This window comes from uncultured Flavobacterium sp. (genome assembly GCF_963975515.1).
Taxonomy (GTDB): Bacteria; Bacteroidota; Bacteroidia; order Flavobacteriales; family Flavobacteriaceae; genus Flavobacterium.
This window is the reverse complement of record NZ_CAXBGY010000001.1, coordinates 207,786-231,619: the sequence shown is the minus strand read 5'-3', so window position 1 is coordinate 231,619 and position 23,834 is coordinate 207,786. Positions and strand designations below refer to the sequence as shown.

Here is a 23,834-nt window from a genome sequence, read left to right as displayed (position 1 = left end):
AACGTACTTGTTTGCTATCGTTCGGCCACTTTTGGCATTAGCGTAAATTTAGTACTTAATTACACAAGTACAAAACTACTTTATAATTTTTGGAAAAAATTCAAACAATTACTGAGACTTGTAATCGCTACAAACCGTTGCTATGCAAAGTAATATTAACTACTTTTTTATTTATAACTAAATCATTTTGAGTTTCAAGAATACAGAATTCGGTTAGATTTTCGTTTAGACCAATCTGAAAATACCTATGTCCAGAATACCAAGTATTTGATCTTTTAGATTCAAACCAATTTCGTATAATAGGAATACCAATTTCTATTAAAAACTTTTTTACTACAATATTAGTTTCCGTTTTAATTGGCTTTAAAACTAAAAACCATTTATTAGAAATCGTGGAATAAATTCCACAGACTACTGTTCGAAACTCTAAAAGTTCTTTTGAATTTCCTTTTAAATTCCGCAAATTCCATCCTGGTACAAAAACACCCATTCGTTCTCCTTCGGATTTATCAAAGGAGATTGTTAAGTTTTCATAAATACTGATTCCATTTAATAATTCAGAAATTTTTTCAGCACCTAATGAATGTTTATATCCTTGAGTTGGTTTTGATTTGTAATTTGTTTTTATCAAACTTATCGTGTTTAATTATTATGAAAAACCGTTGTTTGCCGTAGTTATTTTATTAAATTACCTTTTTCGTCCCATTCTGTGAAAGTATTATTTTTACTATCACGTATAAAACTTACTATTCCATTTTCATGATAACTTTTGAAATAAAGTTGTTTTCCGTTTTCTATTAAACCTACGCCTTTTAAGTTTCCATTACCATACGAATTATAAAATTTACCTTCAACATTTCCATTGATAATATTTTGAAAAATTGAAATTTTTCCATTATTGAAGTAACATATAATTTCTCCATTAAATTTTAAATTGTCTTTGAAAAGAGCTTGTTTTTTATAATTCCCTGAAAAAATTAATTTACCGTTTTCATTGAAATATTCACAATCGTATTCATCTTTTCCTCTGTGAATAAATTTTTCCATATAATTGCCGTTATTGTAATGAAAACTTTGTGATATTTTTTCAATGAATTTGAATTTCGTTTTTCCATTGAGCCAATAATCTGTCATTTCTTTAGTGTCATTATCATATTCTTTTTCAAGATTTCCATTTTCATAGAAATTTAAGCTTTTTCCAATTTGCTCTCCAATATTGTATTTACGAATCCATTTCTGTTTTCCATTTTCATACCAATCAATGTATTCTTCATGACATTGATTATCTTTTACTTTTCCAATAGATTTTTTATTTCCTGATTCGTAAAAATTAATATCTACATATTCGGTTTTAACTTTGTAAAAACGTAAAGATTTTATTTTTTTATTTTCATAAAAAGTTGTGTCGATTCTATTGTAATTTTCTTTTTTTACTCCAAGAGAATCTAATTCTTTTTCAATTATTGTTTTTTTCTTACAAGAAGAAAATATTAGGGAAATCAATAATGATAATAAAATATATTTTTTCAATTTACTCTTTTTTTACGTTTGCTTGAATTCTCCATTACAAACAACGATTCTCGGCTAGCGAAAGTGGTTTGAATTAATTACTGACCACAACAAATATAGAATAAAATTACGAATCATAGATGTTTTTCCGAAGGAAAAACCAAGCCTAAGCCATTGAACAAAACCGTTGTTAGCAGCTGTATTTACCAATCAGGACTATATTTTAAGAAAGTTAAAGGAATTTCAATTTTTTCATAAGTATATAAGAAATTGTCTGATGAGAGTGTTATTTGGTTTTCACCGTTTCTTGTTACTAATTCCTTAATAAAACATTCTCCACATTGCGGATGTTTAAAATATTTTTGCACTATAAACTTATTGTTTTTAAATCTATAAAGGTAGCTTTCAGCTTTTTTAGGATTTAAAGTTTCTATGTTTTTTATATCAATATTTTCAAACCTTCCAACTTTTCCATTACTATAGAACTTCAAATAAGAAGGATTTGATTTAATGATTTCATCTGATTTCATTTTTATACTTTCATCCATAAAATTTTCAATTGATACTAATTTATATAGTTTCGTTGTGTCTATAATTTTATAAACTTCATCATTTTCATATGGTTTAATTTTTTCAAAACTAAAATTATTTCTTCGAACACCGAATTCATTTAAATGTGAACAGCTTATAACTACAAAACATAAAAGTATACCTAATATTAAAATTGTTTTATTCATTTTTACGGATTTTTGAGAATATAGCTGCTAGCTCATAAACATATGCAAGTAACAAATAAAATTATTTGTAAATATTTATAAAAAAAAGTAAATATAAAGAAAAATCCCATCAGAATAAATTGATGGGATTACTATAATTTATAAAAAAATAAAATTTATTTCTTCTTTGGTTTTCCGTTGTTAAACTTTACCTTTTCAATAATTTCTACTCTTTTAGGTTTGTCTTTATAAGAAGGTTTCTTTTTAGAATCATACTTTGGTTTGTCATCAAATTTTGGTTTGTCACCAAACTTCTTTTTAGGAAAGTCTTTTGTATAAGGCTTTTTAGCTGCTGGTTTATTAGTAGTAACTAATTTTTCACCTGTTTCTAAATCAATTTTAGAATTCGCTATTTTATATAATTCATCACTAGCATTTTTTGGATCTTCTTTTGTACCACGTAGTTGAATTACTAAACCGTTTAAAAAGTTACGTAATAATTGGTCACCACATTCCATATAACTAGGGTGATCGTCTTTTCTAAAAACGTTTCCTAGTTCACCTTTAGAAATTCTAAAATCTACTAATTCTAAAATTTCAACTATTTGCTCGTCTCTTAATTGTAAAGCTACACGCAGTTTCTTAAATATATCGTTATTTGTCATCTTCTTGTAATAATTTGATTCTAAATTCTCTTAAAAAAGCCAAAGATACGCTTTTGCAAATTCCTTTGCCCATAATTTTTCATTATGTTTTCCATCTTTTACAACAGACATTTGAGTGAGGTGTAAACAATCACATCGTTTATTTCTTATTATATCTTCCATTTTTGTCATTTCACTTACCATTGTTTCACTTTCGCTATCGCCACACATAAAATAGATTTTTGTGTTTATTTTTTTTGTGTTTTCCATAAGTTTATAAATTTCGTCAGAAAACCAAAAAGAAGGAGAGAAGCAGCCTACTTTTCCAAATACTTTCGGATATTTTAATCCAGCATAAAAAGAAACTAAACCACCCAGTGAACTTCCCATTATAGCTGTGTTGTTTTTGTTGGATTTTGTACGATAGGTTTTATCTACATAAGGTTTCAAATCAGACACAATAAAATCTAAATATAAATCAGCTTTTCCACCACCATGTTTTTCGTTTTTGTAAGGAGTTAATTCGTCAATTCGTTTGTTGTTTCCGTGTTCAATTCCTATTACAATTACGTTGGCTTTTAAACTGTCTAAAGTTTCATCTACTTTCCATTCCCCTACATAAGATGTCTTATCATCAAATAAGTTTTGAGCATCATGCATATAAATTACAGGATATTTTTTGTTTGAAGTTTCATAATTTAAAGGAAGATACACGTAAATTTTCTTAATCGTATCTAATTGTTGAGCTTTAATTTCAAATGTTGAATAACGATTTTGAGCGTAAGTTTGGGTTAAACCCAAAAAAAATGTCATCAAAAATAGAACCCAGTTTTTCATTTTTACTTATATTTGAATTTAATATCTTTAATAAAAGTAGCATTTTGATGGAAACTTACCAAGAGAAAATTAGTTTATTGCAAGAAATGATTGGCTTCGCATTGATAGACGGACAATTACATGACAGAGAATATGACTTTATTGAAATGATTGCTCAAGAACTTGAAGTTGATAAGAAAACAATGCTAAAACTTTATGACAAAAAAGCAGAAAAGTTGGTTATTAAAGATGAAATAAGTCGAATTTGCCAGTTTTATAGATTAGCATTATTGATGCATGTTGATGGTGTTTTACACGAAAATGAACAAAAAAAAATCAATGAGATTGGTATTAATATGGGATTGAGTCCTTATGCAATGAAACGTGTTCTTCATTTAATGAAAAAATCACCAACAAGAATGATTGATGGTGATGTTTTGATTGCTGCTTTTCAGGAACAGTTGAATTAAGAATTTAAAACTAATTAAATTTTTCTTTATGTTTTCTTATATATTCAACAATTAAAGCTACAATATCTTCTTCTTGTTCTTCATCAAAAAATAATTCATCTAAATCTTCCCAACCCGAAAAAACCATTTCGTCCATTTTAGCTAATTGCTTATTTCTTTCGTCTAATTTATCCTTAAATTCATCATTAGGAAATAAACCTAAGGCTTTTTCAATTAATAAGGCAGTTTTCGGTGCATTTATAGCTTTGTAAGCATTTTTGATTTCTAAAGCAAAGTTTCCAGCTTCAGTGCTGAAAAAATTGTTAAAACCACCTTCATTCATAGCTGCTTCAAAAACATCTATGTAAACAAATGTGCGTTCGTAATCGTTTAATAAAGTAAAATCATCTGATTGTTCTTTCTTTTTATAAATGTTGGCTCCAACCGCTTCAATGATTTCGATTTCGTCTGTTAACTGTAGTATTTCGTTTATGTTCATTTTGTTTGTTGTATGTTTTTGTTTGTTGTATGTTTTAGGCTGTAAGTTTTAGGTTTTGATATTCATAACTCACAATTCATAATTAATTTAAATTTTCTCTTGTAAAGCTTTTATTTCATCTCTTAATCTAGCAGCTTGCATAAAGTCTAATTCTTTTGCTGCTTTTTCCATTATTTTTCGTTTTTCGCGAATTTTCTTTTCTATTTCTGGTTTTGATAAGTATTCACTTTCTGGTTCAGCGGCTTTGTATTCAATGTTTTCGTAGTATTGAGAAGAAACTGAATTTTTATTCAAAGCATTTCCTAAGCTTTTATTTAAGGCTTTTGGTTCTAAACCATGTTTTGTGTTATAGGCTGTTTGTTTTTCTCTACGATAAGTAGTTTCATCCATCGTTTTTTGCATACTTTTTGTGATTTTATCAGCATACATAATAGCTTTTCCGTTTACGTTTCGAGCAGCACGACCAACCGTTTGCGTTAACGATCTGTGACTTCTTAAAAAACCTTCTTTGTCAGCATCTAAAATCGCTACCAATGAAACTTCAGGTAAATCTAAACCTTCACGAAGTAGATTCACACCAATTAAAACATCAAAAATACCTTTTCGTAAATCTTGCATGATTTCAACACGTTCCAAAGTATCAACATCAGAGTGAATATAACGACAACGAATCGCAACTTTTGTCAAGTATTTAGTCAATTCTTCAGCCATTCTTTTGGTTAAAGTTGTGACTAAAACACGTTCGTCTTTTTCACAACGCAATTGAATTTCCTCAATTAAATCATCAATTTGATTCAAACTCGGACGAACTTCAATAATAGGATCCAATAATCCTGTAGGACGAATAACTTGCTCAACATAAACACCTTCACATTTTTCTAATTCATAATCAGCAGGAGTTGCAGAAACATAAATAACTTGATTTTGTAACCCTTCAAATTCTTCAAACTTTAACGGACGATTATCCATCGCAGCAGGCAATCTGAAACCATATTCAACCAAATTCTCTTTTCTACTTCTATCGCCACCATACATAGCATGAACTTGTGAAAGCGTTACGTGACTTTCATCAACAACCATTAAAAAATCATCTGGAAAATAATCTAACAAACAAAAAGGTCTTGTTCCAGGCAACCTTCCGTCTAAATATCTTGAGTAATTTTCAATTCCAGAACAATACCCTAATTCGCGAATCATTTCTAAGTCGAAATTAGTACGTTCTTCTAATCTTTTGGCTTCTAAATGTTTTCCAATTTCTCTGAAATATTCCACTTGTTTCACCATGTCTTGTTGGATTTCCCAAATGGCACCATTCAGCACATCAGGTGAAGTCACAAACATATTTGCAGGATAAATGTTTAGTTTATCATATTTTTCAATCACTTTTGCATCTCTTGCATCAAAAGCTTCAATTTCTTCAATTTCATCCCCAAAAAAGTGAATTCTGAAAGGATCATCAGCATAACTTGGAAAAACTTCAACAGTATCACCTTTAATTCTGAATGTTCCTGGTGTGAATTCCATTTCCGTACGAGAATATAAACTTTGCACTAATTGATGCAATAATTTAGTTCTTGAAATTACTTGGTCTTTTTCAACGGTAACAATGTTTTTTTGAAACTCAACCGGATTTCCAATTCCGTATAAACAAGAAACAGAAGAAATCACAATGATATCTCTACGACCAGAAAGTAGTGCAGAAGTTGTGCTTAAACGCAATTTTTCTAACTCTTCATTGATAGATAAATCTTTTTCTATATAAGTTCCGGTTACAGGAATAAAGGCTTCTGGCTGATAATAATCATAGTAAGAAACGAAATACTGCACAGAATTTTCAGGAAAAAACTGTTTGAATTCAGAATATAATTGAGCCGCAAGTGTTTTGTTATGAGCTAAAACTAAAGTCGGTTTTTGAACTTCTTGAACCACATTAGCAACTGTAAAAGTCTTTCCAGAACCAGTTACACCTAATAAGGTTTGGTATTTTTCACCATTTGTAATCCCTTTTGAAAGTTTTTCAATGGCTTGTGGTTGATCACCAGTAGGTTTATAATCGGATACGACTTTAAATTTCATGTAATTTTACTAAAAAAACAAAGGTAGTGAATTGTTGACTTTTATTTTATTTTAACAGAATTCAATTTTCAATAACTTATTTTTGAGCAATATGTTAAAATTGAAATTATGAAATTGAAATTTTTAATGCTTTTTATTGCTTTAATAAATATTCAATGTTACAAAGATAAAAAGTCTCAAACATTGAATGTTGTAAAAACTGAAATTAATGATGTTGCTAAAGCAGAAGTGCCAAAAGTTGCAGATGATTTTATCGTAAACGCAACAAATACTGAAGTTTTAGTTGTAAACAATTCTGAAATAGACAGAAAAGAATTGGTAGATTTTGCAAAGAATTTACTTGAAGTTCCTTATGTTTATGGAACTCAAGATCCTAAAAAAGGGTTTGATTGCTCAGGATTTGTAAATTATGTTTTTAAAAATTTTAACATAACAGTTCCAAGAAGTTCAAGTGGTTTTAAAAATTTTGGCAAAAAGATAAATGTTGAAGATGTAAAATTGGGTGACGTTTTAGTTTTTAATGGATATAAAGACAAAACTATAATAGGGCATTTAGGAATTGTTTGTGAAGCTAATGGATTGAATTCGAAATTTATTCACGCCTCATCAGGAAAAGTAATGGGAGTAACAATAAGCGATTTAAATTCTGATCATTATTCTAAAAGGTTCAATCATGCAGTTGATGTTATAGATAATTAATCCCAACATTCCATCATAAGTAAATCACCTGATTTGTGTGTGATTTTTACGATTCCATCTTCATTAACATGATTACTACTTCCTGATTTATAACCAATTTTTAAGGATAAATTATCTAATGGATAAAATAGGTTAGTGGATTGTATTTCAGTTACTTCTCCTATTGGGATTAAAGAAATAATACTATCTTTTGTATACCATTTTTCAAATTTTAATGGCAATAAAAACACTTTTGAATGATCATCTAAAATTACGATTTTAAGTAAATCTCTATAACGAACAATATTTGTAATGTTAGAAATTGTGTGATCTGCTCTTTTTCCGGTTGCCCAAACTACATTTACAGCTGGAATTTTTCGTTTGATTAAATAATCAAATGCTTTTTCTAAATCAGTTTTATCTTGATTTGGTGTGTGAACAATTTCAATAGGATATTGACTTTCTTTATAATGACTTACATCGAATCCTCTATCGAAATCACCTAATAAAACGTCAACTTTTATTCCTAATTCTAATACTCTTTCAATAGCAGAATCTAATACAATTACTAATGGAGACCATTCTAATAATTGGCCTAGTAATTCTTCATTACAAGCTGCACCATTAGCTATAATTAAAGCTGGTTCTTGATCATCGCGAACTATATGATGTGAAGACATTTTGTATAAGAATTAAGATTTTATTCTATAAAATAGGTTTTGGTATCAATTTCTGATAAACTAAAATAACCAAAGGCAAAGTTATTAGGATTTGTTTGATTTACAAAATTCCCTCTAACTGTAGCTGGAGGCGTTGAGAATGGACTTCCTCCATTTCCACCAGCAATACCTAATAAAACATTTAAATAATTGTAATATCGTTCTGAAATTCCATGTAAAGTAAAAGTTAAATCATCTCCTACAACCATTTTATCATTTGAGTATAACCCAAACATTTGATTTCCTTGAAAAAATTGATCATTAATTACATCATATTCAGGTAATAAATTGAAGTTTGAGTTAAATTGAATCAAATAAAAGTTATCAGTTGTTCCATCATCTTGAAAAAAGTATTTGACTTCAATTTCATCACCTAAAAAACCACCTTCATTATTTTGTTCTACTGTATCAATCGTAGGAACTGCTTGTAATGTTTCGGTTGCTGTGTAAGTTTCACCATCTACTATAACAGTAAGCATATAAGTTTCACCAATTATAGGTTCAAAATCATTACAATTATAATCTTCAGAAGCACTATTATATGCAAAATTAAAAGTATTTGTACTACTAGTTATTGTTACGATTGCACCAGAAACAACTGGAGCTACATTTGAATAATAATAATCAGTGGAAGTGGTTAATTTAATTTTTTGTTCGTTTCCAGTTGTCCCTTTTTTCCATAAAACAGAAGCTTCAATTACTAATTTAGGTTTAGCTGAATCTAAATCAACTTCAACAACATCTTCACAACTAATTAAACTAAGTAACATTACAATTAATAGAATAAATAATGTAGCTATTTTATATATGAATTTTACCATGATTTAAAATTTAAAATTATACGTTACACTTGGAACGATTCCAAAAATAGATAATCGAACGGCTTCGTTATTTCCAGAATCTTGATTTTGTCTAAAGCTAATAGAAGCAGCATTTTTTCTGCTATAAAGGTTATAAATTCCAAAAACCCATTCCCCTTTTATTTTCTTTCCAGCGTTATTTCTAGGTGTCATAGTAGCTGAAATATCTAAACGATGATAAGTTGGTAAATTATTGCTATTTCTTTCGCTAAAACTAGGAATAGTTATGCCTAAATACTGATATTGTCCATTTGGATAAGTTACTGGTTGTCCGGTTTGCAAACTAAAAATACTACCAAAACTCCATTTATCATTCAGTTGATACATTCCGGTTATAGATAAATTGTGTGTTTTATCCCAACCTGTTTTATACCAATCACCATTATTAATTCCGATTTCATCAGCAGTTCTACCAGCTGTTTGTTGTTCTGAACGGGACAAAGTGTAAGAAACCCAACCACTTAATTTTCCCTCATTCTTTTTAACTAAAATTTCTAAACCATAAGCTCTAGATTTTCCTGCTAAAACCACTTGTTCGATAGCGTTGTTTGCAATTAAATCAGCTCCATCAATATAATCTAATCTATTTTTTATGTCTTTATAAAAGGATTCAACTTCCAAAGTATATTTTCCATTTTCAAAATTTCTAAAGTAACCAATTGCATATTGATCTAATATTTGAGGTTTTAAAAAATCATCACTTGGTGCCCAAACATCTAATGGAGTAGGAGATTGTGTGTTTGATATTAAATGCAAGTATTGAGTCATTCTATTGTAACTCATTTTAATGGATTGTTTATAATCGATAGAATACGATAATGCTAATCTAGGTTCAAGGTTTCCGAAGCTCGCTATAGTTTCATTTGATCCGTATTTTTTAGTTCCAATTGGAGTTGCTTTTTCGTAAATTCTTAAATCTGAATCATAATTTACAGCTTGATTATTCTCATAAATATTAATTTCTTGACTTCCTAATCTATAAAACATACTGTATCTTAAACCATAATTTACGGATAGTTTTTCTGAAATAGTTTGTTCAGCATCAATATAAATGGCTGGTTCAAAAGCATATTTTTTATCTAATTGATCTGGATTTATTCCAGAATTTGAATCTGTTGGTTCAATTTTTCCTGGATTGAAATCGTAATAAACGGTGTTGATTCCGTAGGTTAATTTTGTTTTATCCGTCAAATAATGTTTAAAATCGTATTTGAAATTATAATTTTTAATACCACTATCCCAATTAAATCCAATAAAATCAAGTGTTAAGCCATAATAATAATCGCTATATATTAAAGAAGCGTTAGAAAATAATTTATCAGAAAAAAGATGATTCCAACGAAAATTTAAAACAGAATTTCCATAAGTATTTACAAAGCTTTTATTCAAGCTAAAAACATCTCTTCCAAAATAACCCGAAAGATATAAGTTATTGTTATCGTTTACTTTGTAGCTTAACTTTGTATTCAAATCGTAAAAATAAGCTGAATTTTGATTGTCAGTAAGTTTCAAAAACAAATGAGCATATGAACTTCGTCCACTTATTAAAAAAGAACCTTTGTCTTTAACGATTGGTCCTTCTGCTAGAATTCGACTTGATATTAGACCAATTCCACCATTAACGTGAAATTCTTTACTATTTCCTTCTTTTTGATAAATATCCAAGACAGAGGCTACTCTTCCTCCAAAACGAGCTGGAATTCCACCTTTATATAATTTTAAATCTTTTATAGCATCAGCATTAAAAACAGAAAAGAAGCCAAATAAATGAGATGAATTATAAATTGTAGCTTCATCTAAAAGTATCAAATTTTGATCTACTGCACCACCACGAACATTAAAGCCTGATTGTCCTTCACCAGCATTTGTAACACCAGGCAAGGTCAAAATAGATTTCAAAATATCAACTTCACCTAAAATTACAGGCATTTGTTTTATAGTATTAATAGAAAGTTTATTAACACTCATTTCTGGGCTTTTTATATTGATTTTGTTAGGATTATCGACCAAAACTATTTCATTTAAAACTTCTTCACTTTCTAAAATTGAAAAATTATTTTTGACGTTTTGGTTTAAATCAATTGTAGTTTTAATTTCTTTATAGCCTAGATAGCTAATTCTAACTGTATAAAGACCTTTTGGAAGTGTAATTGAGTAGAAACCATATTCATTAGTAGAAGTTCCTGTTCTTAATTCATCAATAATAATAGAAACACCAATAAGTGTTTCATTAGTTTTTTCATCTGAAATAACACCACTTAAGGTAAATTTATCTTGTGAATATGAAAAGATGCTTGCAAACAAAAGAAATAAAGAAATAACTCGTCTAAATAACATGGCATAAATTTTGAGATACAAATTTGGTAATATTATTCTAAATTATTCTTTATCAAATGTTAATTTGTGGTTAATTACAGAAAAAAAAATTAATTTTACATAAACAAAAGCAAAAATGCGGACTTTACTTTCAATAGTTTTTTTATTTTTTATTTCATTCACCATGATAGGGCAAAGAGAAGTTCCTAAAAAATCAGGTGAATTAAAGTTAGAAAACTATAAAATTCCTTCTATTAATGAGAAGCCAAAAGTTGAAGAACCTAAAGCGACATTGGGCTATAAAAGCATTTTGACTAAGAAAGAAGACACATATTTAAAGAAGTTTACTTTCAAAAAAGAGGAAAAAGTGCAACCTATAATGGTTCAAAAAGAAAAAGGATATGATTTTGATGAAGATAGAAAACAAAAACTAAATATTAAATTGGATAGTGAGAAAGAGGGAAGTAAAGTTGATTTAAATTATGGAAAATATATTGTAGAAACAGAAAGAATTAAAATTTTATTGCGTGATTTTGGAGAAGAAGATGGTGATTTAATTAGACTTTTTAAGGATGAATTTATAGTTCAAAACAGTATTTACCTATCTAATTTTACGAAAGAAATAATTATTAATTTAAGTTTGGGTGATAATTTCTTAGAATTCCTAGCTCTAAATGAAGGTTTTTCATCACCAAATACAGCTTCTTTCTCTGTAGTTGATGCTAATGGGAAAATTATTTTTTCTAATGAATGGAATTTGAATACTGGAGTTAGTGCAAATTTTAATCTTTATTACAAAATTCCATCTGAAGAAAAAAGTTTCGAAGAACTAGAAAAAGAAAATAATAAAACGAAATCTGAGAATTCAGACAAAAAGTAAGAATAAAAACATAAAACGAAAACGTCCTAAGAAATTAGGACGTTTTTTGTTTTTATATGGAATATGAATTATTTCAACTTTGCTAAAATACCATTAAATGTTGTACTTGGTCTCATAGCTTTATCCGTTAATTCAAAATTTGGATGGTAATAACCACCAATTTTTTGAGGTTTTCCTTGAGCAGCAATTAATTCTTCATTAATCTTAGCTTCATTAGAAGATAATTCAGCAGCAATAGGAGAGAAGATAGTTTTTAATTCAGCATCTTTATCTTGTTTAGCCAAGCCTTGTGCCCAGTATAAAGCTAAATAGAAATGTGAACCTCTATTGTCAATGCTTCCAAGTTTTCGCGCTGGAGATTTATCATTTTGTAAAAACAATTCTGTAGCTTCATCTAAAGTTTCCGATAAAACTAAAGCTTTTGGATTGTTAAAAGTCAAACCTAAATGTTCGTAAGAAACTCCTAAAGCTAAAAATTCACCTAATGAATCCCAACGTAAATAACCTTCTTCAATAAATTGTTCGATATGTTTTGGAGCTGATCCACCTGCACCAGTTTCAAATAAACCACCACCATTCATTAATGGAACAATTGATAACATTTTTGCTGATGTTCCAACTTCTAAAATTGGGAATAAATCGGTTAAGTAATCACGTAAAACGTTTCCTGTAACAGAAACTGTGTCTAAACCTTTTACAATTCTTTCTAAAGAGAATTTAGTTGCATCAACTGGATTCATGATACGAATATCTAATCCGTTAGTATCGTGATCTTTTAAGTATAAATTTACTTTTTCTATAATTTGTCTATCGTGAGCTCTTTTATCGTCTAACCAAAATACAGTTGCAACTCCAGTTGCTCTTGCGCGACTTACTGCTAATTTAACCCAGTCTTGAATTGGAGCATCTTTTACTTGACACATTCTAAAAATGTCTCCAGTTTCAACAGCTTGTTCCATGATTACGTTTCCATTAGCATCTTTAACTTTTACAGTACCATTTGAAGCCATTTGGAATGTTTTGTCATGTGAACCATATTCTTCAGCTTTTTGAGCCATTAAACCAACATTAGGAACACTTCCCATAGTTTTTGGGTCTAATGCACCGTTTTCTTTACAAAAATCAATAGTAGCTTGATAAATTCCTGCATAACATCTGTCTGGAATAATGGCTTTAGTATCCTGAGATTTTCCAGTTGCATTCCACATTTGTCCCGAGTTACGAATCATTGCAGGCATTGAAGCATCAATAATTACGTCAGAAGGAACGTGTAAGTTTGTAATTCCTTTATCAGAATTTACCATCGCTAAAGCTGGACCATTTTCCATAGCAGCTGTTAAAGCAGCTTCAACTTCAGCTTGTTTAGCATGACCTTGAATTTTAGCATAAACATCACCTAATCCATTTTTAGTATCCACACCTAATTCAACAAATAAATCAGCATATTTAGCAAAAACATTAGCAAAGAAAACTTCAACGAAAGCTCCAAAAATTAAAGGATCAGAAACTTTCATCATGGTTGCTTTTAAGTGCACTGAAAACAAAACACCTTTAGCTTTTGCATCAGTAACTTGTTCTGCGATGAATTTTTTTAGTGCATTCATATTGATTACAGAAGAATCAATTATTTCACCTGCTAATAAAGTTGAATTCCCTTTTAATGTTTTAGTTGCACCATTAGTTCCTTCAAATTCTATAGAGAAACTTCCAGCATCTTTAATTGTTACCGATTTTTCAGTTCCATAAAAATCACCATTTTCCATATGAGAAACGTGTGTTTTTGAGTCTGATGACCAAGCACCCATTGAATGAGGGTGAGCTTTTGCGTAATTTTTGACTGCTTTTGGAGCTCTTCTGTCCGAATTTCCTTCACGAAGCACTGGATTTACAGCTGAACCTAATACTTTAGCATATTTAGCTTTAATGGTTTTTTCTTCATCAGTTTCAGCTTCACCTGGAAAGTTTGGAATTGCATATCCTTGAGACTGTAATTCAGCTATTGCCTCTTTTAATTGAGGAACTGAAGCTGAAATGTTTGGTAATTTTATGATATTAGCTTCTGGTTGAGTTGCTAATTGACCAAGTTCTGATAAAGCGTCAGCCACTTTTTGGTCTTCTTTTAAATATTCAGGAAAGTTTGATAAAATTCTACCTGCTAAAGAGATATCTCGAGTTTCTAAATCAATGTTTGCAGGCTTAGAAAAAGCTTGTACAATTGGCAAAAAAGAATGTGTTGCCAACATTGGAGCCTCATCAGTAATAGTATAAAATATTTTTGATTTGTTAGACATGAAAAATGTTGTTTTAGTTATAAAATAGTATGAAACTCAAAATAATTTTAAAGAGCTAATTATTTTTGAGCCACGCAAATATAAGAAATTTGAAGCTATTATTGGAAGGATTATAACGAAATCATTTTATTTAATACATTCGTATTTTAAAGATTTAATATTGTGAATTTGATAATTTGAAAGGATTATTTTAATGCAAATACATTTTGTGTTGTAAGAATTTGTGAATGTGAAAGACACAGATTACACAAATTAGCACAGATTACTATTATTAATCAGAAATTTGAGAGATAAGTACAAATTTAATATCTGTGTTAATTAGTTAAATTTGTATAAAAATTCCAAAAAAAAAGTCCCAATCGAAATTGAGACTTTATTATGAGAAAGTTGAATACTAGTTTTTGTATCTTCTTTCTTTAATTTTTGCTTTCTTACCAGTAAGTTCTCTAAAGTAGAAAATTCTTGCTCTACGAACTTTACCTCTTTGGTTAACTTCAACTTTTTGTAAAGCTGGCATGTTGATAGGGAAGATACGCTCAACACCTACAGAACCTGACATTTTACGGATTGTAAAAGTTTCAGTCGCTCCAGAACCTCTTCTTTGGATTACAACTCCTTTGAAAAACTGAGTTCTAGTTTTTTCACCCTCTTTAATTTCATAGTAAACTGTGATAGTATCACCAGCACCAAAAACAGGGAAATCTTTTTTTGTAACAAATTCGTTATTAACGAAATCTACTAAATTTGACATAATAATATAAATAACTTGTTGAATCTAAGCAACATACACGAATATCGTCAGAGGTTGGTTAAATATGGGTGCAAAATTAGTAATTAATTATGAATTATTAATTATGAATTGTGAATTTTTTACGATAATTTGATAATTCGATAATTCGATAATTCGATGATTTGATATTTCGATAATTCGATAGTTCGAAAAATCTAATAATCTAACAATCTAATCTTCCAACAAATCTGGTCGTCTATTCTTAGTATGTTCCAAAGCTTTATCTTCTCTCCATTCTTCAATTTTGGCAAAGTTTCCGCTTAATAGAATATCAGGAACATTCATTCCTTTATATTCTTTAGGTCTTGTATAAATAGGAGGTGAGAGCAAGTTATCTTGAAAACTATCAGTCAATGCTGAAGTCTCATCTGACAAAACTCCTGGAATTAATCTGATAATTGCATCACAAAAAACTATAGCTCCAATTTCTCCACCAGAAAGTACATAATCTCCAATTGAAATTTCTTTAGTTATATGTAAATCACGAACTCTTTGATCTACTCCTTTATAATGACCACATAAAATGATGATGTTTTCATACATTGACATGGAATTTGCCATTTTTTGATTCAAAGTTGAACCATCAGGTGTCATGTATATGATTTCATCGTATTCTCTTTGTGATTTTAAATCTAAAATACAATCATCAATAGGTTGAATATTCATTACCATTCCAGCACCACCACCATATTGATAGTCATCCACACTTTTTTGTTTGTTGGTTGTATAATCTCTTAAATTGTGAAAATGAACTTCTACCAATTCTTTTTCGATAGCTCTTTTCATAATAGAACCTTCAAACGGACTTCTAAGTAAATCAGGTAAAACGGTTATGATGTCAATTCTCATTTTTTTTGTTTGAAATTTTTTGAAGTTGCAAAGTTAGCAAGTTTTTTTAGTTTCAGGTTTGTCTGAATATCTAAAATCTGAAAATCCGAAAATCTTTTAAATTTTCCTTCCCACCAAACTATACATCATCGGAATTTTATTTTCCAAATGCATAATTCTGAATTTATTGGGTTCGAATTCTATGGTTTCATTGAAACAATTGTAATTGGAATAATCATATTCTTCAAAATATTCTATTTGTAAACCATTATTAATTAAAGATTGAAAAACTTCTGAAAGGGAATGATTCCAACCAATGTAATCTGTTTTTATGGCTGCGTCTTTTTCTGCATAAGTTCCTGAGTATTCTTCAATAATCGGTTTTTCGTTATGATAATGGTGTTTTATTTTAGTAAAATCATCATCAAACATCCAAACTACTGGGTGAAATTCTACAAAAACTAATTTTCCATTTGGTTTTAAGAAATGCGAAATGACTTTTGCCCATTTATCTAAATCGGGTAACCAACCAATTGTTCCATAACTGGTGTAAACAATATCGAACTTTTCATCTAAATGATCAGGAGTTTCATAAACATCACAACAAATGAATTTTGAATCTAAATTTAGTTCTTCATTTAATTGTTTTGCTTTTTCTATGGCTTTGTCTGATAAATCAACACCTGTACATTGGGCTCCAAGTCTAGCTAAGGAAAGCGTGTCTTGTCCAAAATGGCATTGTAAATGTAAAATGCACTTTCCTTTTATATCTCCTAAAAGTTCTAAATCAATTTCAGGAACGGAGTTTTTTCCCGAAAGGAAATCAGTAACGTTATAAAAATCAGAAGCTACATGAATATCGACTTTATTATTCCATGTTTGTTTGTTAACATTTTTATAATTATCGATACTCATATAGCTTGTGTTTTAATTTGGAACAATTTACTTCAAATAAATAAAGTGTCCAAATTAATATGTTTTTTAAAGCTTATGGATTTGTTGACCAAAGTGAAGCTGCTTTTAACATCGCTCTTCTTGGCAATTTTAATCCAGCAACTATTAATTCTGCAAAATCATCTGGTTGCAATACTGAATCTTCTGAATTTTTATTGGCGATTCCTAATTCAATTGACATGTCAGATGCAATTGTGCTTGGTGTTAAGGTGCAAACTCTAATGTTGTTTTTACGCACTTCTTTCATCAATGATTCTGACATTCCAATTACAGCAAATTTTGAGGCTGAATAGGCAGAAGTATTAGCATTTCCAGTTAAACCTGCAGTTGAAGAAATGTTGAAAATATCTCCTTCGTTTTTGTCTATTAAATAAGGTAAGACTTCTTTGGTTACAAAGTACATTCCCATTACATTGGTTTGAATGATTTCAGACCATTGATCTACTTTCATGTCATTTAAAGAACCAAAAGCAGCAACTCCAGCATTGTTTACCAAAATATCTACACTTCCGAAATCTGCAATAATTTGCTTTATTCCTTTTTGAACTTCTTCGTAATTACCTACATTAAATAGAGCGTAAGTTGCGTTTACACCTAAAGCTTTTAATTCAGCTACAGTTTCTTGTAAGTTTTTTTCGTTTCTTCCAGTAATGGCAACATCTATTCCTTCTTTTGCAAAGGCTAGGGCAGTAGCTTTTCCAAGCCCTCTGCTTCCTCCTGTTATGATTGCTTTTTTACCTTTTAAATTTTCCATTTTAATCTTCTTTTATTTGAAGTAAAATTAAGAATTTAATAGAGTTTGGAAGTAATTAAAACCTTAAATTAATTATAAATTACCGTTTCAACTTTAAGAATTTGTTCTGATTTAGAAGTTTTTTATGTCTAATAAAATGACTAATTTTGTACAATAATTTAAATTCAAAAAAATGCAAGACGGAATTTACGCAAAATTTAATACTTCAAAAGGAAGCATATTAGCTAAACTTGAACACGATAAAACTCCAGGTACAGTTGGAAACTTTGTAGGTTTAGCAGAAGGTCAATTGGAAAACAACGTTAAAAAAATGGGGGAACCTTATTATAACGGAATCACATTCCACAGAGTTATTCCTGATTTTATGGTTCAAGCTGGTTGTCCATTAGGGACAGGAACTGGTGATGCTGGATACAAGTTTGACGATGAATTTCATCCAGAATTAAGACATGATAAACCAGGTATTTTATCAATGGCAAACGCTGGACCTGGAACAAACGGTTCTCAATTTTTCATTACACATATTCCAACAAATTGGTTGGATAACAAACACACTGTTTTTGGTCACGTTGTTGAAGGACAAGATATTGTTGATGCAATTGCACAAGGTGATGTTATTGAATCTCTTGAAATTTTAAGAGTAGGTGATGAAGCTAAAAATTGGAATGCTATTGAAGCGTTTAGAACATTTGAAGGTTCTCGTGAAAAAAGAATTGCTGAACAAAAACAGATGGCAGAAGATGCTATGGAAAAATTAGCTGCTGGTTTTGATAAAACAGAAAGCGGTTTACGTTATAAAATGATTCAAAAAGGAAGTGGAACACAAGCTGAAAAAGGTAAAATGGTTTCAGTTCATTATGAAGGTTCATTAGAAAATGGACAAGTTTTTGATTCATCTTATAAAAGAAAAAGTCCGATTGACTTTCAATTGGGAGTTGGACAAGTTATTTCTGGATGGGATGAAGGTATTGCTTTATTAAAAGTTGGAGATAAAGCTCGTTTTGTTATTCCTTCTTATTTAGGATATGGTTCACAAGGTGCTGGAGGAGTTATTCCACCAGATGCAACATTGATTTTTGATGTTGAGTTGATGAATGTGAAATAAGTAGAGAACCAATTTTTAGCATAAAAATTGTGTGAATCACTTATTCCGAGCTTGTTTCGGAATCTTATGAAACAATGAAATATTTATATAAGAAATCCCGAAGAAGTAATTTTTTGGGATTTTTTTGTTTTTGGAATAGAAATTGATTTTGTATTTTTACAAATGTTATTATATAATCCATGAAAAATCTATTTTCTTTCTTATTTCTTCTTTTTTCTTTCATCTCTTTCAGTCAAATTCAACATTGTGGTTTTGATTTTACATCATATATAGTAGTTGATGTGCATGAAAATGGAAAAAGAGAAAATTTAGATATTATAAAAATTTCACTAATTGATAAAGAAGGAAAAGAAGTCATAAATGTAAATAATTCATTGAGCTGGAAAGACGGAAATAAACCTATGTTTTTTACTAAAAACTATTTAATCAGCAAAGAAGGAGAAAAGGAGCGTTGGTTTTTTCCTTATGCCAAAGATAATTATTTACTTTCTGTAACAAATACATTTCCTGCTGAAAATTATAGCATTAAAGTTGAAGATTTATCAGAAAAATTTAAAACTCAAATTATTGAATTACAGAGTTATAATCTTTATATTTTATGTTCGAGTGAAAATGAAAAACAAGCTCGTAAATTTGGACCAAGAAGCAATAGTCCAATTGATGTTGTGATGGAGTAGTAGTTAGCAGTGCTCAGTATTCAGTTAGCAGTTAGCAAATGCAAGTATTCAGCAATTATTTGTCAAATAAATAAAATATAATAAAGTGATTTTCAAATTGTAATTATCCTTTGTTTTTAAAACGAATGCAACTGATTACTTATCACTGATCACTGCCAACTTGAATTATTTCCACTTAATATTACAACCAATACTAGGTTTTTGAACATCGTTTAAATGACGATTATAAATTACACTATCAATAGCATTTCTTAAATCGCTACCACTTATTGAAATTTCGTTTCCTGGTCTTGAATCGTCTAATTGCCCTCTATAAATTAATTTATCTTGGCTGTCGAATAAATAGAAATCAGGAGTACAAGCTGCATCATAAGCTTTGGCTACTTCTTGTGATTCATCATATAAATAAGGGAATTCAATTTTGTTTTTTAAGGCAAAATCAGCCATTTTTTCAGGGGAATCTTGTGGATAATTTACAACATCATTACTCGAAATTGTTACAATTCCAATTCCTTGAACTCTGTAATCATTTGCTATCATAACAATTTCTTCAATAACATGAAGTACAAATGGGCAATGATTGCACATAAAAACGACTAATGTTCCTTTTTTACCTTTAATATCTTGAAAGGAAATTTTTCTGTTAAAATTGGAGGCTTGTAATAAAAAATCAGGAGCTTTCGTCCCTAGAGGAAGCATATTTGAAGGAGTTAATGACATTTTTAGTTTATGGTTTTTGTTAATAGTTAATAGTTAATAGTTAATTGTTATACGGAAAGTTTGATAAAAGGTTACAAGAAATTCTTATTTTTGAACTTATTAATATAGAATCTTTATTAAAAAGATTCTGAAAAAGTTCGGAATATATGCATAACAAATTAACTTGGTCTGATTTTGAAAAAGTCGAAATGCGAATTGGAACAATCCTAGAAGTAAATGATTTTCCCGAAGCTAAAAATCCAGCTTATCAAATTCATATTGATTTTGGTAATGTAATAGGAGTGAAGAAGACTTCTGCTCAAATTACAGAAAAATACAACAAAGAAGAACTTATAGGTAAACAAATAGTAGCTGTAATCAATTTTCCAAAAAAACAAATAGGAAAGTTTATGAGTGAGTGCCTTCTTTTAGGTTCAATTGGAAATGAGAAAGAAGTTGTTTTATTATCTTCAGATAAACCCGTTGAAAATGGATTGAGAATTGGTTAAAAAAATAATTACTTTAAGGGTATTTCAATTAAAAAAGTACTCCCTTTTCCTACTACACTTTCAACCCGAATTACACCGTTATGTTCTTCAACAATTTGCTTACAGAAAGGCAAACCTAGTCCAAAGGATTGTTCTCCATCTGTACCTGAGCGTTTATATTCAAAGGATTCCAATTCAAAAATTCTATCTATTATATTTTCTTCAATTCCTATTCCTTGATCTTTTACTGAAAGTAAGAGTCTATCATTCTTTACAAAAGCACTAATTTTTATTGTTGTTTCTTTTGCACTAAACTTTATAGCATTAATTACAAGATTATTTATAACTCTTTTAAATTTTTCAAGGTTTATATTTCCAATTATTTTTTCTTTTGGAAGGTCTAAATCTATAAAAATTTGTTTTTCATCGGCCAATATTTTTAATAAAGCTGTACATTCTACTAAGAAATCGTTTATAATAACCGTGTTTTTTGGAATTTTATTAATAATATTCTTGTTTGACTCTAAAGTTTCGCTTATTAGATTTAAGGCGTTTCCACAAGCTATTTTCATTAATCCTATTAATTCATTTCTCTCTTTTTCTTCCTTTTCATCCATGATTAATTCTACCATTAATGATAAAGAAGCAATAGGAGTTCTTAAATCATGTGCTACTAAATTTAGTAGTTTCTCTTTTTCTTTATTGCTTTCAGTTATAACATTAAAAGCATCTTCAAGTTCCATATTTTGAGACAAAATAGTAATGTTTAACTTGCTTAGCTCATTAAAATTATTTTTTGATTTTTTCCAACTCAACCAAATGATAATCAGTAATAACACTACTAGTATTGCAATAAAAATAGTTATAAAAAGATATATTTTTTTTAAATTATTTTCTGTTTGAAGTATTTCAAGGTTGTGTTGGTGTTCAAATAAATCGTATTGTTTTTTTAAATCGGCAGTTGTAGTATTTGTTTTATATGTCAACCAATCATCTTTTTTAATTTGATATTGTTTAAGATAATAGTAAGCTTCTGGAATATTTTCTTTCTTTTCGTAATAAGCATGCATCAGTTTATTCCACTCTGCTAAATGTTTTTTGGTACTTATTGAGTCTAAGGTTGTTTTTAAACGTTTTAAAGACAAATAAGCACTGTCAAGTTTGTTTTCTTCTAAAAATACTTCTGTCAAGCCAAGGTAACTCGATTGAGCGTGTCTTATATCATTTCCACGTGAAAGATTTATTTCAATATCTTTCTTTAACATGGATTTAGATTTTGAATATTCCTTTTTCTGTAAATAAACATTTCCAAGGTTTCCATATACAACACCTAAAGCCTCATTGTGTTTCCTAGGTTCAGAAGGGAATTTCTTAGAATTTTCGGTTATGAATTTTAGTGCCAATAGATAATAGTGTTCTGCTTTATCATAATCTTTGAGCTGATAAAAACTTAGTCCAATATTTGATAGAATTTGTTGTCTTCTATGGTAGTTGTCCATTATGTCTGGACAACTTTCGGAGTCATTAAAAGCATTAATAAAGTTGTCTTTTGCATCTTCATATGATTCCTGTTTATAGTAAATCATGGCAATTCTGTAACTATATTCAGAATTTAAGCAGCTATCAAAATAACCTAATCCTAATTTTTTTGCTTTATAATAATAGGCAAAAGCCTCATTAAACTGTTCTTGACTATAAAATACATCGCCTTTACAGAGATAAGCTATTGCATATTCATCCTTGTAAGTTACAGGATCTTTTCCTGATATGACTGAAATAGCAGAATCAGCATATATGTGTGCCATTTCATAATCGTTAATAAATGCTTCATATGCATACCTTTTGTAGTCAAAAACTTTAACTTGGGAAAGAATTGATAAACTTTTATTTAAGATTACAGAATCTAATTTTTGAAGATCATGTATTACATTTTCTTTACCATTTTTTGGTTTTTGTAAATAGGATTCATCAATTTCATATTTTTTAGAAGTAGTTATATAATCAAAGGATTTTTCTTTTTTAGAGAAAAAATAGATTCCAACAATAATTAGAATTAGTACAAAGAAGAATATATACTTATTTGGAATTTTTTTCATGAAAATTAAGAAAATTACAATACTATTTTAGCAATAATACATAATTTTAATATACTTTTAATAGATTTTAAAAATAATAATGAATTTAATGAGATTTAATTACAACAGAATATCTCAAAATAAATTGTGATATAAAGATTATAGTCAACTAAGTTACTCTTTCATGCTATGATAAACGTTCATCACATCATCATCTTCTTCAATCTTTTCTAATAGTTTTTCTACATCAGCAGCTTCTTCTGGTGAAAGTTCTTTTGTTACTTGAGGAATTCTTTCAAATCCTGAAGAAAGTATTTCTAAATTTCTAGATTCTAGTTCTTTTTGAAGATTTCCAAAACTTTCAAAAGGAGCATACATTAAAATACCGTCTTCATCTTCAAATATTTCTTCTACACCAAAATCTATCAATTCTAATTCTAATTCTTCTAAATCTTGTCCTTCTGCTGGAATTCTAAAATTACAGGTATGATCAAACATAAATTCAACTGAACCTTGTGTTCCAAATGTTCCGTTACATTTATTAAAATAACTTCTAATATTTGCTACTGTTCTGTTGTTGTTATCAGTTGCAGTTTCAATTAAAATGGCAATGCCATGAGGCGCATAACCTTCAAATAAAACTTCTTTATAATCTTCAGTATCTTTTTCGGTTGCTTTTTTTATGGCACGTTCTACATTTTCTTTTGGCATATTTGCTGCCTTAGAGTTTTGTATTACTGCTCTCAATCTAGAATTTGCTTCAGGATTTGGACCACCTTCTTTAACAGCCATTACAATATCCTTTCCTATGCGTGTAAAGGTTTTTGCCATTGCTGACCAACGTTTCATTTTTCTACCTTTTCTAAACTCGAATGCTCTTCCCATTACTATATTATTTTAAACAGGACAAAAATAATTTTTTTAGATTCAATATCAAAATTAGTTAAACAATAAAGCATGATTTTGTAATTTACTTGCAATTTTAAAAGAATTATTTTTCAAAACAAGCAA

Annotated in this window: 24 protein-coding genes; 6 read left to right on the top strand and 18 right to left on the bottom strand. The window is 29.1% G+C overall.

The window, feature by feature from the left end:
- Positions 1-127: 127 nt before the first annotated feature.
- The 5 genes from AAC008_RS01085 to AAC008_RS01065 all read right to left on the bottom strand — a co-directional run bounded on the left by AAC008_RS01085 (position 128) and on the right by AAC008_RS01065 (position 3,706).
- Entirely contained in the window at positions 128-631 is a 504-nt protein-coding gene (locus tag AAC008_RS01085; RefSeq protein WP_339886893.1) for a hypothetical protein, read from the bottom strand.
- A 44-nt stretch (positions 632-675) separates the two neighbouring features.
- Positions 676-1,530 (bottom strand): hypothetical protein, encoded by an 855-nt coding sequence (locus AAC008_RS01080; protein WP_339886892.1) that lies wholly within the window; start codon positions 1,528-1,530, stop codon positions 676-678.
- Positions 1,531-1,712: 182 nt separating this feature from the next.
- Positions 1,713-2,246 (bottom strand): hypothetical protein, encoded by a 534-nt coding sequence (locus AAC008_RS01075; RefSeq protein ID WP_339886891.1) that lies wholly within the window; start codon positions 2,244-2,246, stop codon positions 1,713-1,715.
- Between the two features lie 155 nt (positions 2,247-2,401).
- On the bottom strand, positions 2,402-2,890 hold the full coding sequence (locus AAC008_RS01070) for a DUF1456 family protein (protein ID WP_339886890.1): 489 nt from the start codon (positions 2,888-2,890) through the stop codon (positions 2,402-2,404).
- 30 nt (positions 2,891-2,920) lie between these two features.
- The gene (locus tag AAC008_RS01065; RefSeq protein ID WP_339886889.1) at positions 2,921-3,706 is read right to left on the bottom strand and encodes an alpha/beta hydrolase-fold protein; all 786 of its coding nucleotides are present in this window, start codon (positions 3,704-3,706) and stop codon (positions 2,921-2,923) included.
- A 47-nt stretch (positions 3,707-3,753) separates the two neighbouring features.
- On the opposite strand from AAC008_RS01065, the gene AAC008_RS01060 reads away from it, so the two are divergent.
- Positions 3,754-4,155: an excinuclease ABC subunit B gene (locus AAC008_RS01060; protein ID WP_339886888.1), complete on the top strand. Its 402-nt coding sequence runs from the start codon at positions 3,754-3,756 to the stop codon at positions 4,153-4,155.
- Positions 4,156-4,165: 10 nt separating this feature from the next.
- On the opposite strand, the gene AAC008_RS01055 is transcribed toward AAC008_RS01060, so the two are convergent.
- Positions 4,166-4,633: a DUF4375 domain-containing protein gene (locus tag AAC008_RS01055; protein WP_339886887.1), complete on the bottom strand. Its 468-nt coding sequence runs from the start codon at positions 4,631-4,633 to the stop codon at positions 4,166-4,168.
- 87 nt (positions 4,634-4,720) lie between these two features.
- Complete coding sequence (gene uvrB, locus AAC008_RS01050; RefSeq protein ID WP_339886885.1) at positions 4,721-6,709, bottom strand: excinuclease ABC subunit UvrB; 1,989 nt, start codon at positions 6,707-6,709, stop codon at positions 4,721-4,723.
- Between the two features lie 108 nt (positions 6,710-6,817).
- Between uvrB and AAC008_RS01045 the strand changes: the two genes are divergently transcribed.
- On the top strand, positions 6,818-7,408 hold the full coding sequence (locus AAC008_RS01045) for a C40 family peptidase (RefSeq protein WP_339886884.1): 591 nt from the start codon (positions 6,818-6,820) through the stop codon (positions 7,406-7,408).
- Here AAC008_RS01045 and AAC008_RS01040 read toward each other — a convergent pair.
- From AAC008_RS01040 to AAC008_RS01030, 3 genes are read right to left on the bottom strand one after another with little or no spacing between them, the layout of a single operon-like run.
- Positions 7,405-8,067, bottom strand: a complete 663-nt coding sequence (locus AAC008_RS01040; protein WP_339886883.1) for a thiamine diphosphokinase — start codon at positions 8,065-8,067, stop codon at positions 7,405-7,407. The two genes, AAC008_RS01045 and AAC008_RS01040, sit on opposite strands and share 4 nt — an antisense overlap.
- A 20-nt stretch (positions 8,068-8,087) precedes the next feature.
- On the bottom strand, positions 8,088-8,927 hold the full coding sequence (locus tag AAC008_RS01035; RefSeq protein WP_339886882.1) for a DUF4249 domain-containing protein: 840 nt from the start codon (positions 8,925-8,927) through the stop codon (positions 8,088-8,090).
- A gap of 3 nt (positions 8,928-8,930) precedes the next feature.
- Positions 8,931-11,303 carry a TonB-dependent receptor gene (locus AAC008_RS01030; RefSeq protein ID WP_339886881.1) on the bottom strand — a complete coding sequence of 791 codons (2,373 nt, stop codon included), beginning with the start codon at positions 11,301-11,303 and terminating at the stop codon, positions 8,931-8,933.
- Between the two features lie 115 nt (positions 11,304-11,418).
- Between AAC008_RS01030 and AAC008_RS01025 the strand changes: the two genes are divergently transcribed.
- The gene (locus tag AAC008_RS01025) at positions 11,419-12,162 is read left to right on the top strand and encodes a hypothetical protein (RefSeq protein ID WP_339886880.1); all 744 of its coding nucleotides are present in this window, start codon (positions 11,419-11,421) and stop codon (positions 12,160-12,162) included.
- A 68-nt stretch (positions 12,163-12,230) separates the two neighbouring features.
- Here the strand turns inward: AAC008_RS01025 and AAC008_RS01020 are convergent, their stop codons facing one another.
- From AAC008_RS01020 to AAC008_RS01000, 5 genes are all read right to left on the bottom strand, one after another.
- Positions 12,231-14,453: an NADP-dependent isocitrate dehydrogenase gene (locus AAC008_RS01020; RefSeq protein WP_339886878.1), complete on the bottom strand. Its 2,223-nt coding sequence runs from the start codon at positions 14,451-14,453 to the stop codon at positions 12,231-12,233.
- Positions 14,454-14,847: 394 nt separating this feature from the next.
- A complete protein-coding gene (rplS, locus tag AAC008_RS01015) occupies positions 14,848-15,204 on the bottom strand; it encodes a 50S ribosomal protein L19 (RefSeq protein ID WP_339886876.1) in 357 nt (118 codons plus the stop codon).
- A gap of 210 nt (positions 15,205-15,414) precedes the next feature.
- On the bottom strand, positions 15,415-16,092 hold the full coding sequence (gene trmD, locus AAC008_RS01010; RefSeq protein WP_339886875.1) for a tRNA (guanosine(37)-N1)-methyltransferase TrmD: 678 nt from the start codon (positions 16,090-16,092) through the stop codon (positions 15,415-15,417).
- A gap of 96 nt (positions 16,093-16,188) precedes the next feature.
- The gene (locus AAC008_RS01005) at positions 16,189-16,986 is read right to left on the bottom strand and encodes a class I SAM-dependent methyltransferase (protein WP_339886874.1); all 798 of its coding nucleotides are present in this window, start codon (positions 16,984-16,986) and stop codon (positions 16,189-16,191) included.
- Positions 16,987-17,059: 73 nt separating this feature from the next.
- Positions 17,060-17,779, bottom strand: coding sequence for a 3-ketoacyl-ACP reductase (locus tag AAC008_RS01000; protein WP_339886872.1), 720 nt, complete (start codon positions 17,777-17,779; stop codon positions 17,060-17,062).
- A 172-nt stretch (positions 17,780-17,951) separates the two neighbouring features.
- Here AAC008_RS01000 and AAC008_RS00995 point away from each other — a divergent pair, with 172 nt between their 5' ends.
- On the top strand, positions 17,952-18,884 hold the full coding sequence (locus AAC008_RS00995; protein WP_339886871.1) for a peptidylprolyl isomerase: 933 nt from the start codon (positions 17,952-17,954) through the stop codon (positions 18,882-18,884).
- 179 nt (positions 18,885-19,063) lie between these two features.
- Complete coding sequence (locus tag AAC008_RS00990; RefSeq protein ID WP_339886870.1) at positions 19,064-19,561, top strand: hypothetical protein; 498 nt, start codon at positions 19,064-19,066, stop codon at positions 19,559-19,561.
- A gap of 165 nt (positions 19,562-19,726) precedes the next feature.
- Here AAC008_RS00990 and AAC008_RS00985 read toward each other — a convergent pair whose 3' ends face one another.
- Entirely contained in the window at positions 19,727-20,281 is a 555-nt protein-coding gene (locus AAC008_RS00985; RefSeq protein WP_339886869.1) for a thioredoxin family protein, read from the bottom strand.
- A gap of 146 nt (positions 20,282-20,427) precedes the next feature.
- Between AAC008_RS00985 and AAC008_RS00980 the strand changes: the two genes are divergently transcribed.
- Complete coding sequence (locus AAC008_RS00980; RefSeq protein WP_339886868.1) at positions 20,428-20,769, top strand: tRNA-binding protein; 342 nt, start codon at positions 20,428-20,430, stop codon at positions 20,767-20,769.
- Positions 20,770-20,777: 8 nt separating this feature from the next.
- On the opposite strand, the gene AAC008_RS00975 is transcribed toward AAC008_RS00980, so the two are convergent.
- Positions 20,778-22,844, bottom strand: coding sequence for a tetratricopeptide repeat-containing sensor histidine kinase (locus AAC008_RS00975; RefSeq protein WP_339886867.1), 2,067 nt, complete (start codon positions 22,842-22,844; stop codon positions 20,778-20,780).
- Between the two features lie 153 nt (positions 22,845-22,997).
- A complete protein-coding gene (locus AAC008_RS00970; RefSeq protein WP_339886866.1) occupies positions 22,998-23,708 on the bottom strand; it encodes a YebC/PmpR family DNA-binding transcriptional regulator in 711 nt (236 codons plus the stop codon).
- Between the last annotated feature and the right edge of the window lie 126 nt (positions 23,709-23,834).

What these genes read in the sequence shown, in the direction of transcription:
- AAC008_RS01000 (WP_339886872.1), bottom strand. Translation starts at nt 17,779, where the DNA reads ATGGAAAATTTAAAAGGTAAAAAAGCAATCATAACAGGAGGAAGCAGA.
- AAC008_RS00970 (WP_339886866.1), bottom strand. Translation starts at nt 23,708, where the DNA reads ATGGGAAGAGCATTCGAGTTTAGAAAAGGTAGAAAAATGAAACGTTGG.
- AAC008_RS00975 (WP_339886867.1), bottom strand. Translation starts at nt 22,844, where the DNA reads ATGAAAAAAATTCCAAATAAGTATATATTCTTCTTTGTACTAATTCTA.
- trmD (WP_339886875.1), bottom strand. Translation starts at nt 16,092, where the DNA reads ATGAGAATTGACATCATAACCGTTTTACCTGATTTACTTAGAAGTCCG.
- AAC008_RS01020 (WP_339886878.1), bottom strand. Translation starts at nt 14,453, where the DNA reads ATGTCTAACAAATCAAAAATATTTTATACTATTACTGATGAGGCTCCA.
- AAC008_RS01025 (WP_339886880.1), top strand. Translation starts at nt 11,419, where the DNA reads ATGCGGACTTTACTTTCAATAGTTTTTTTATTTTTTATTTCATTCACC.
- AAC008_RS01070 (WP_339886890.1), bottom strand. Translation starts at nt 2,890, where the DNA reads ATGACAAATAACGATATATTTAAGAAACTGCGTGTAGCTTTACAATTA.
- AAC008_RS01060 (WP_339886888.1), top strand. Translation starts at nt 3,754, where the DNA reads ATGGAAACTTACCAAGAGAAAATTAGTTTATTGCAAGAAATGATTGGC.
- AAC008_RS00980 (WP_339886868.1), top strand. Translation starts at nt 20,428, where the DNA reads ATGCATAACAAATTAACTTGGTCTGATTTTGAAAAAGTCGAAATGCGA.
- AAC008_RS00990 (WP_339886870.1), top strand. Translation starts at nt 19,064, where the DNA reads ATGAAAAATCTATTTTCTTTCTTATTTCTTCTTTTTTCTTTCATCTCT.
- AAC008_RS01075 (WP_339886891.1), bottom strand. Translation starts at nt 2,246, where the DNA reads ATGAATAAAACAATTTTAATATTAGGTATACTTTTATGTTTTGTAGTT.
- AAC008_RS01055 (WP_339886887.1), bottom strand. Translation starts at nt 4,633, where the DNA reads ATGAACATAAACGAAATACTACAGTTAACAGACGAAATCGAAATCATT.
- AAC008_RS01040 (WP_339886883.1), bottom strand. Translation starts at nt 8,067, where the DNA reads ATGTCTTCACATCATATAGTTCGCGATGATCAAGAACCAGCTTTAATT.
- AAC008_RS01045 (WP_339886884.1), top strand. Translation starts at nt 6,818, where the DNA reads ATGAAATTGAAATTTTTAATGCTTTTTATTGCTTTAATAAATATTCAA.
- AAC008_RS00995 (WP_339886871.1), top strand. Translation starts at nt 17,952, where the DNA reads ATGCAAGACGGAATTTACGCAAAATTTAATACTTCAAAAGGAAGCATA.
- rplS (WP_339886876.1), bottom strand. Translation starts at nt 15,204, where the DNA reads ATGTCAAATTTAGTAGATTTCGTTAATAACGAATTTGTTACAAAAAAA.
- AAC008_RS01035 (WP_339886882.1), bottom strand. Translation starts at nt 8,927, where the DNA reads ATGGTAAAATTCATATATAAAATAGCTACATTATTTATTCTATTAATT.
- AAC008_RS01030 (WP_339886881.1), bottom strand. Translation starts at nt 11,303, where the DNA reads ATGTTATTTAGACGAGTTATTTCTTTATTTCTTTTGTTTGCAAGCATC.
- AAC008_RS01005 (WP_339886874.1), bottom strand. Translation starts at nt 16,986, where the DNA reads ATGAGTATCGATAATTATAAAAATGTTAACAAACAAACATGGAATAAT.
- AAC008_RS01065 (WP_339886889.1), bottom strand. Translation starts at nt 3,706, where the DNA reads ATGAAAAACTGGGTTCTATTTTTGATGACATTTTTTTTGGGTTTAACC.
- uvrB (WP_339886885.1), bottom strand. Translation starts at nt 6,709, where the DNA reads ATGAAATTTAAAGTCGTATCCGATTATAAACCTACTGGTGATCAACCA.
- AAC008_RS00985 (WP_339886869.1), bottom strand. Translation starts at nt 20,281, where the DNA reads ATGTCATTAACTCCTTCAAATATGCTTCCTCTAGGGACGAAAGCTCCT.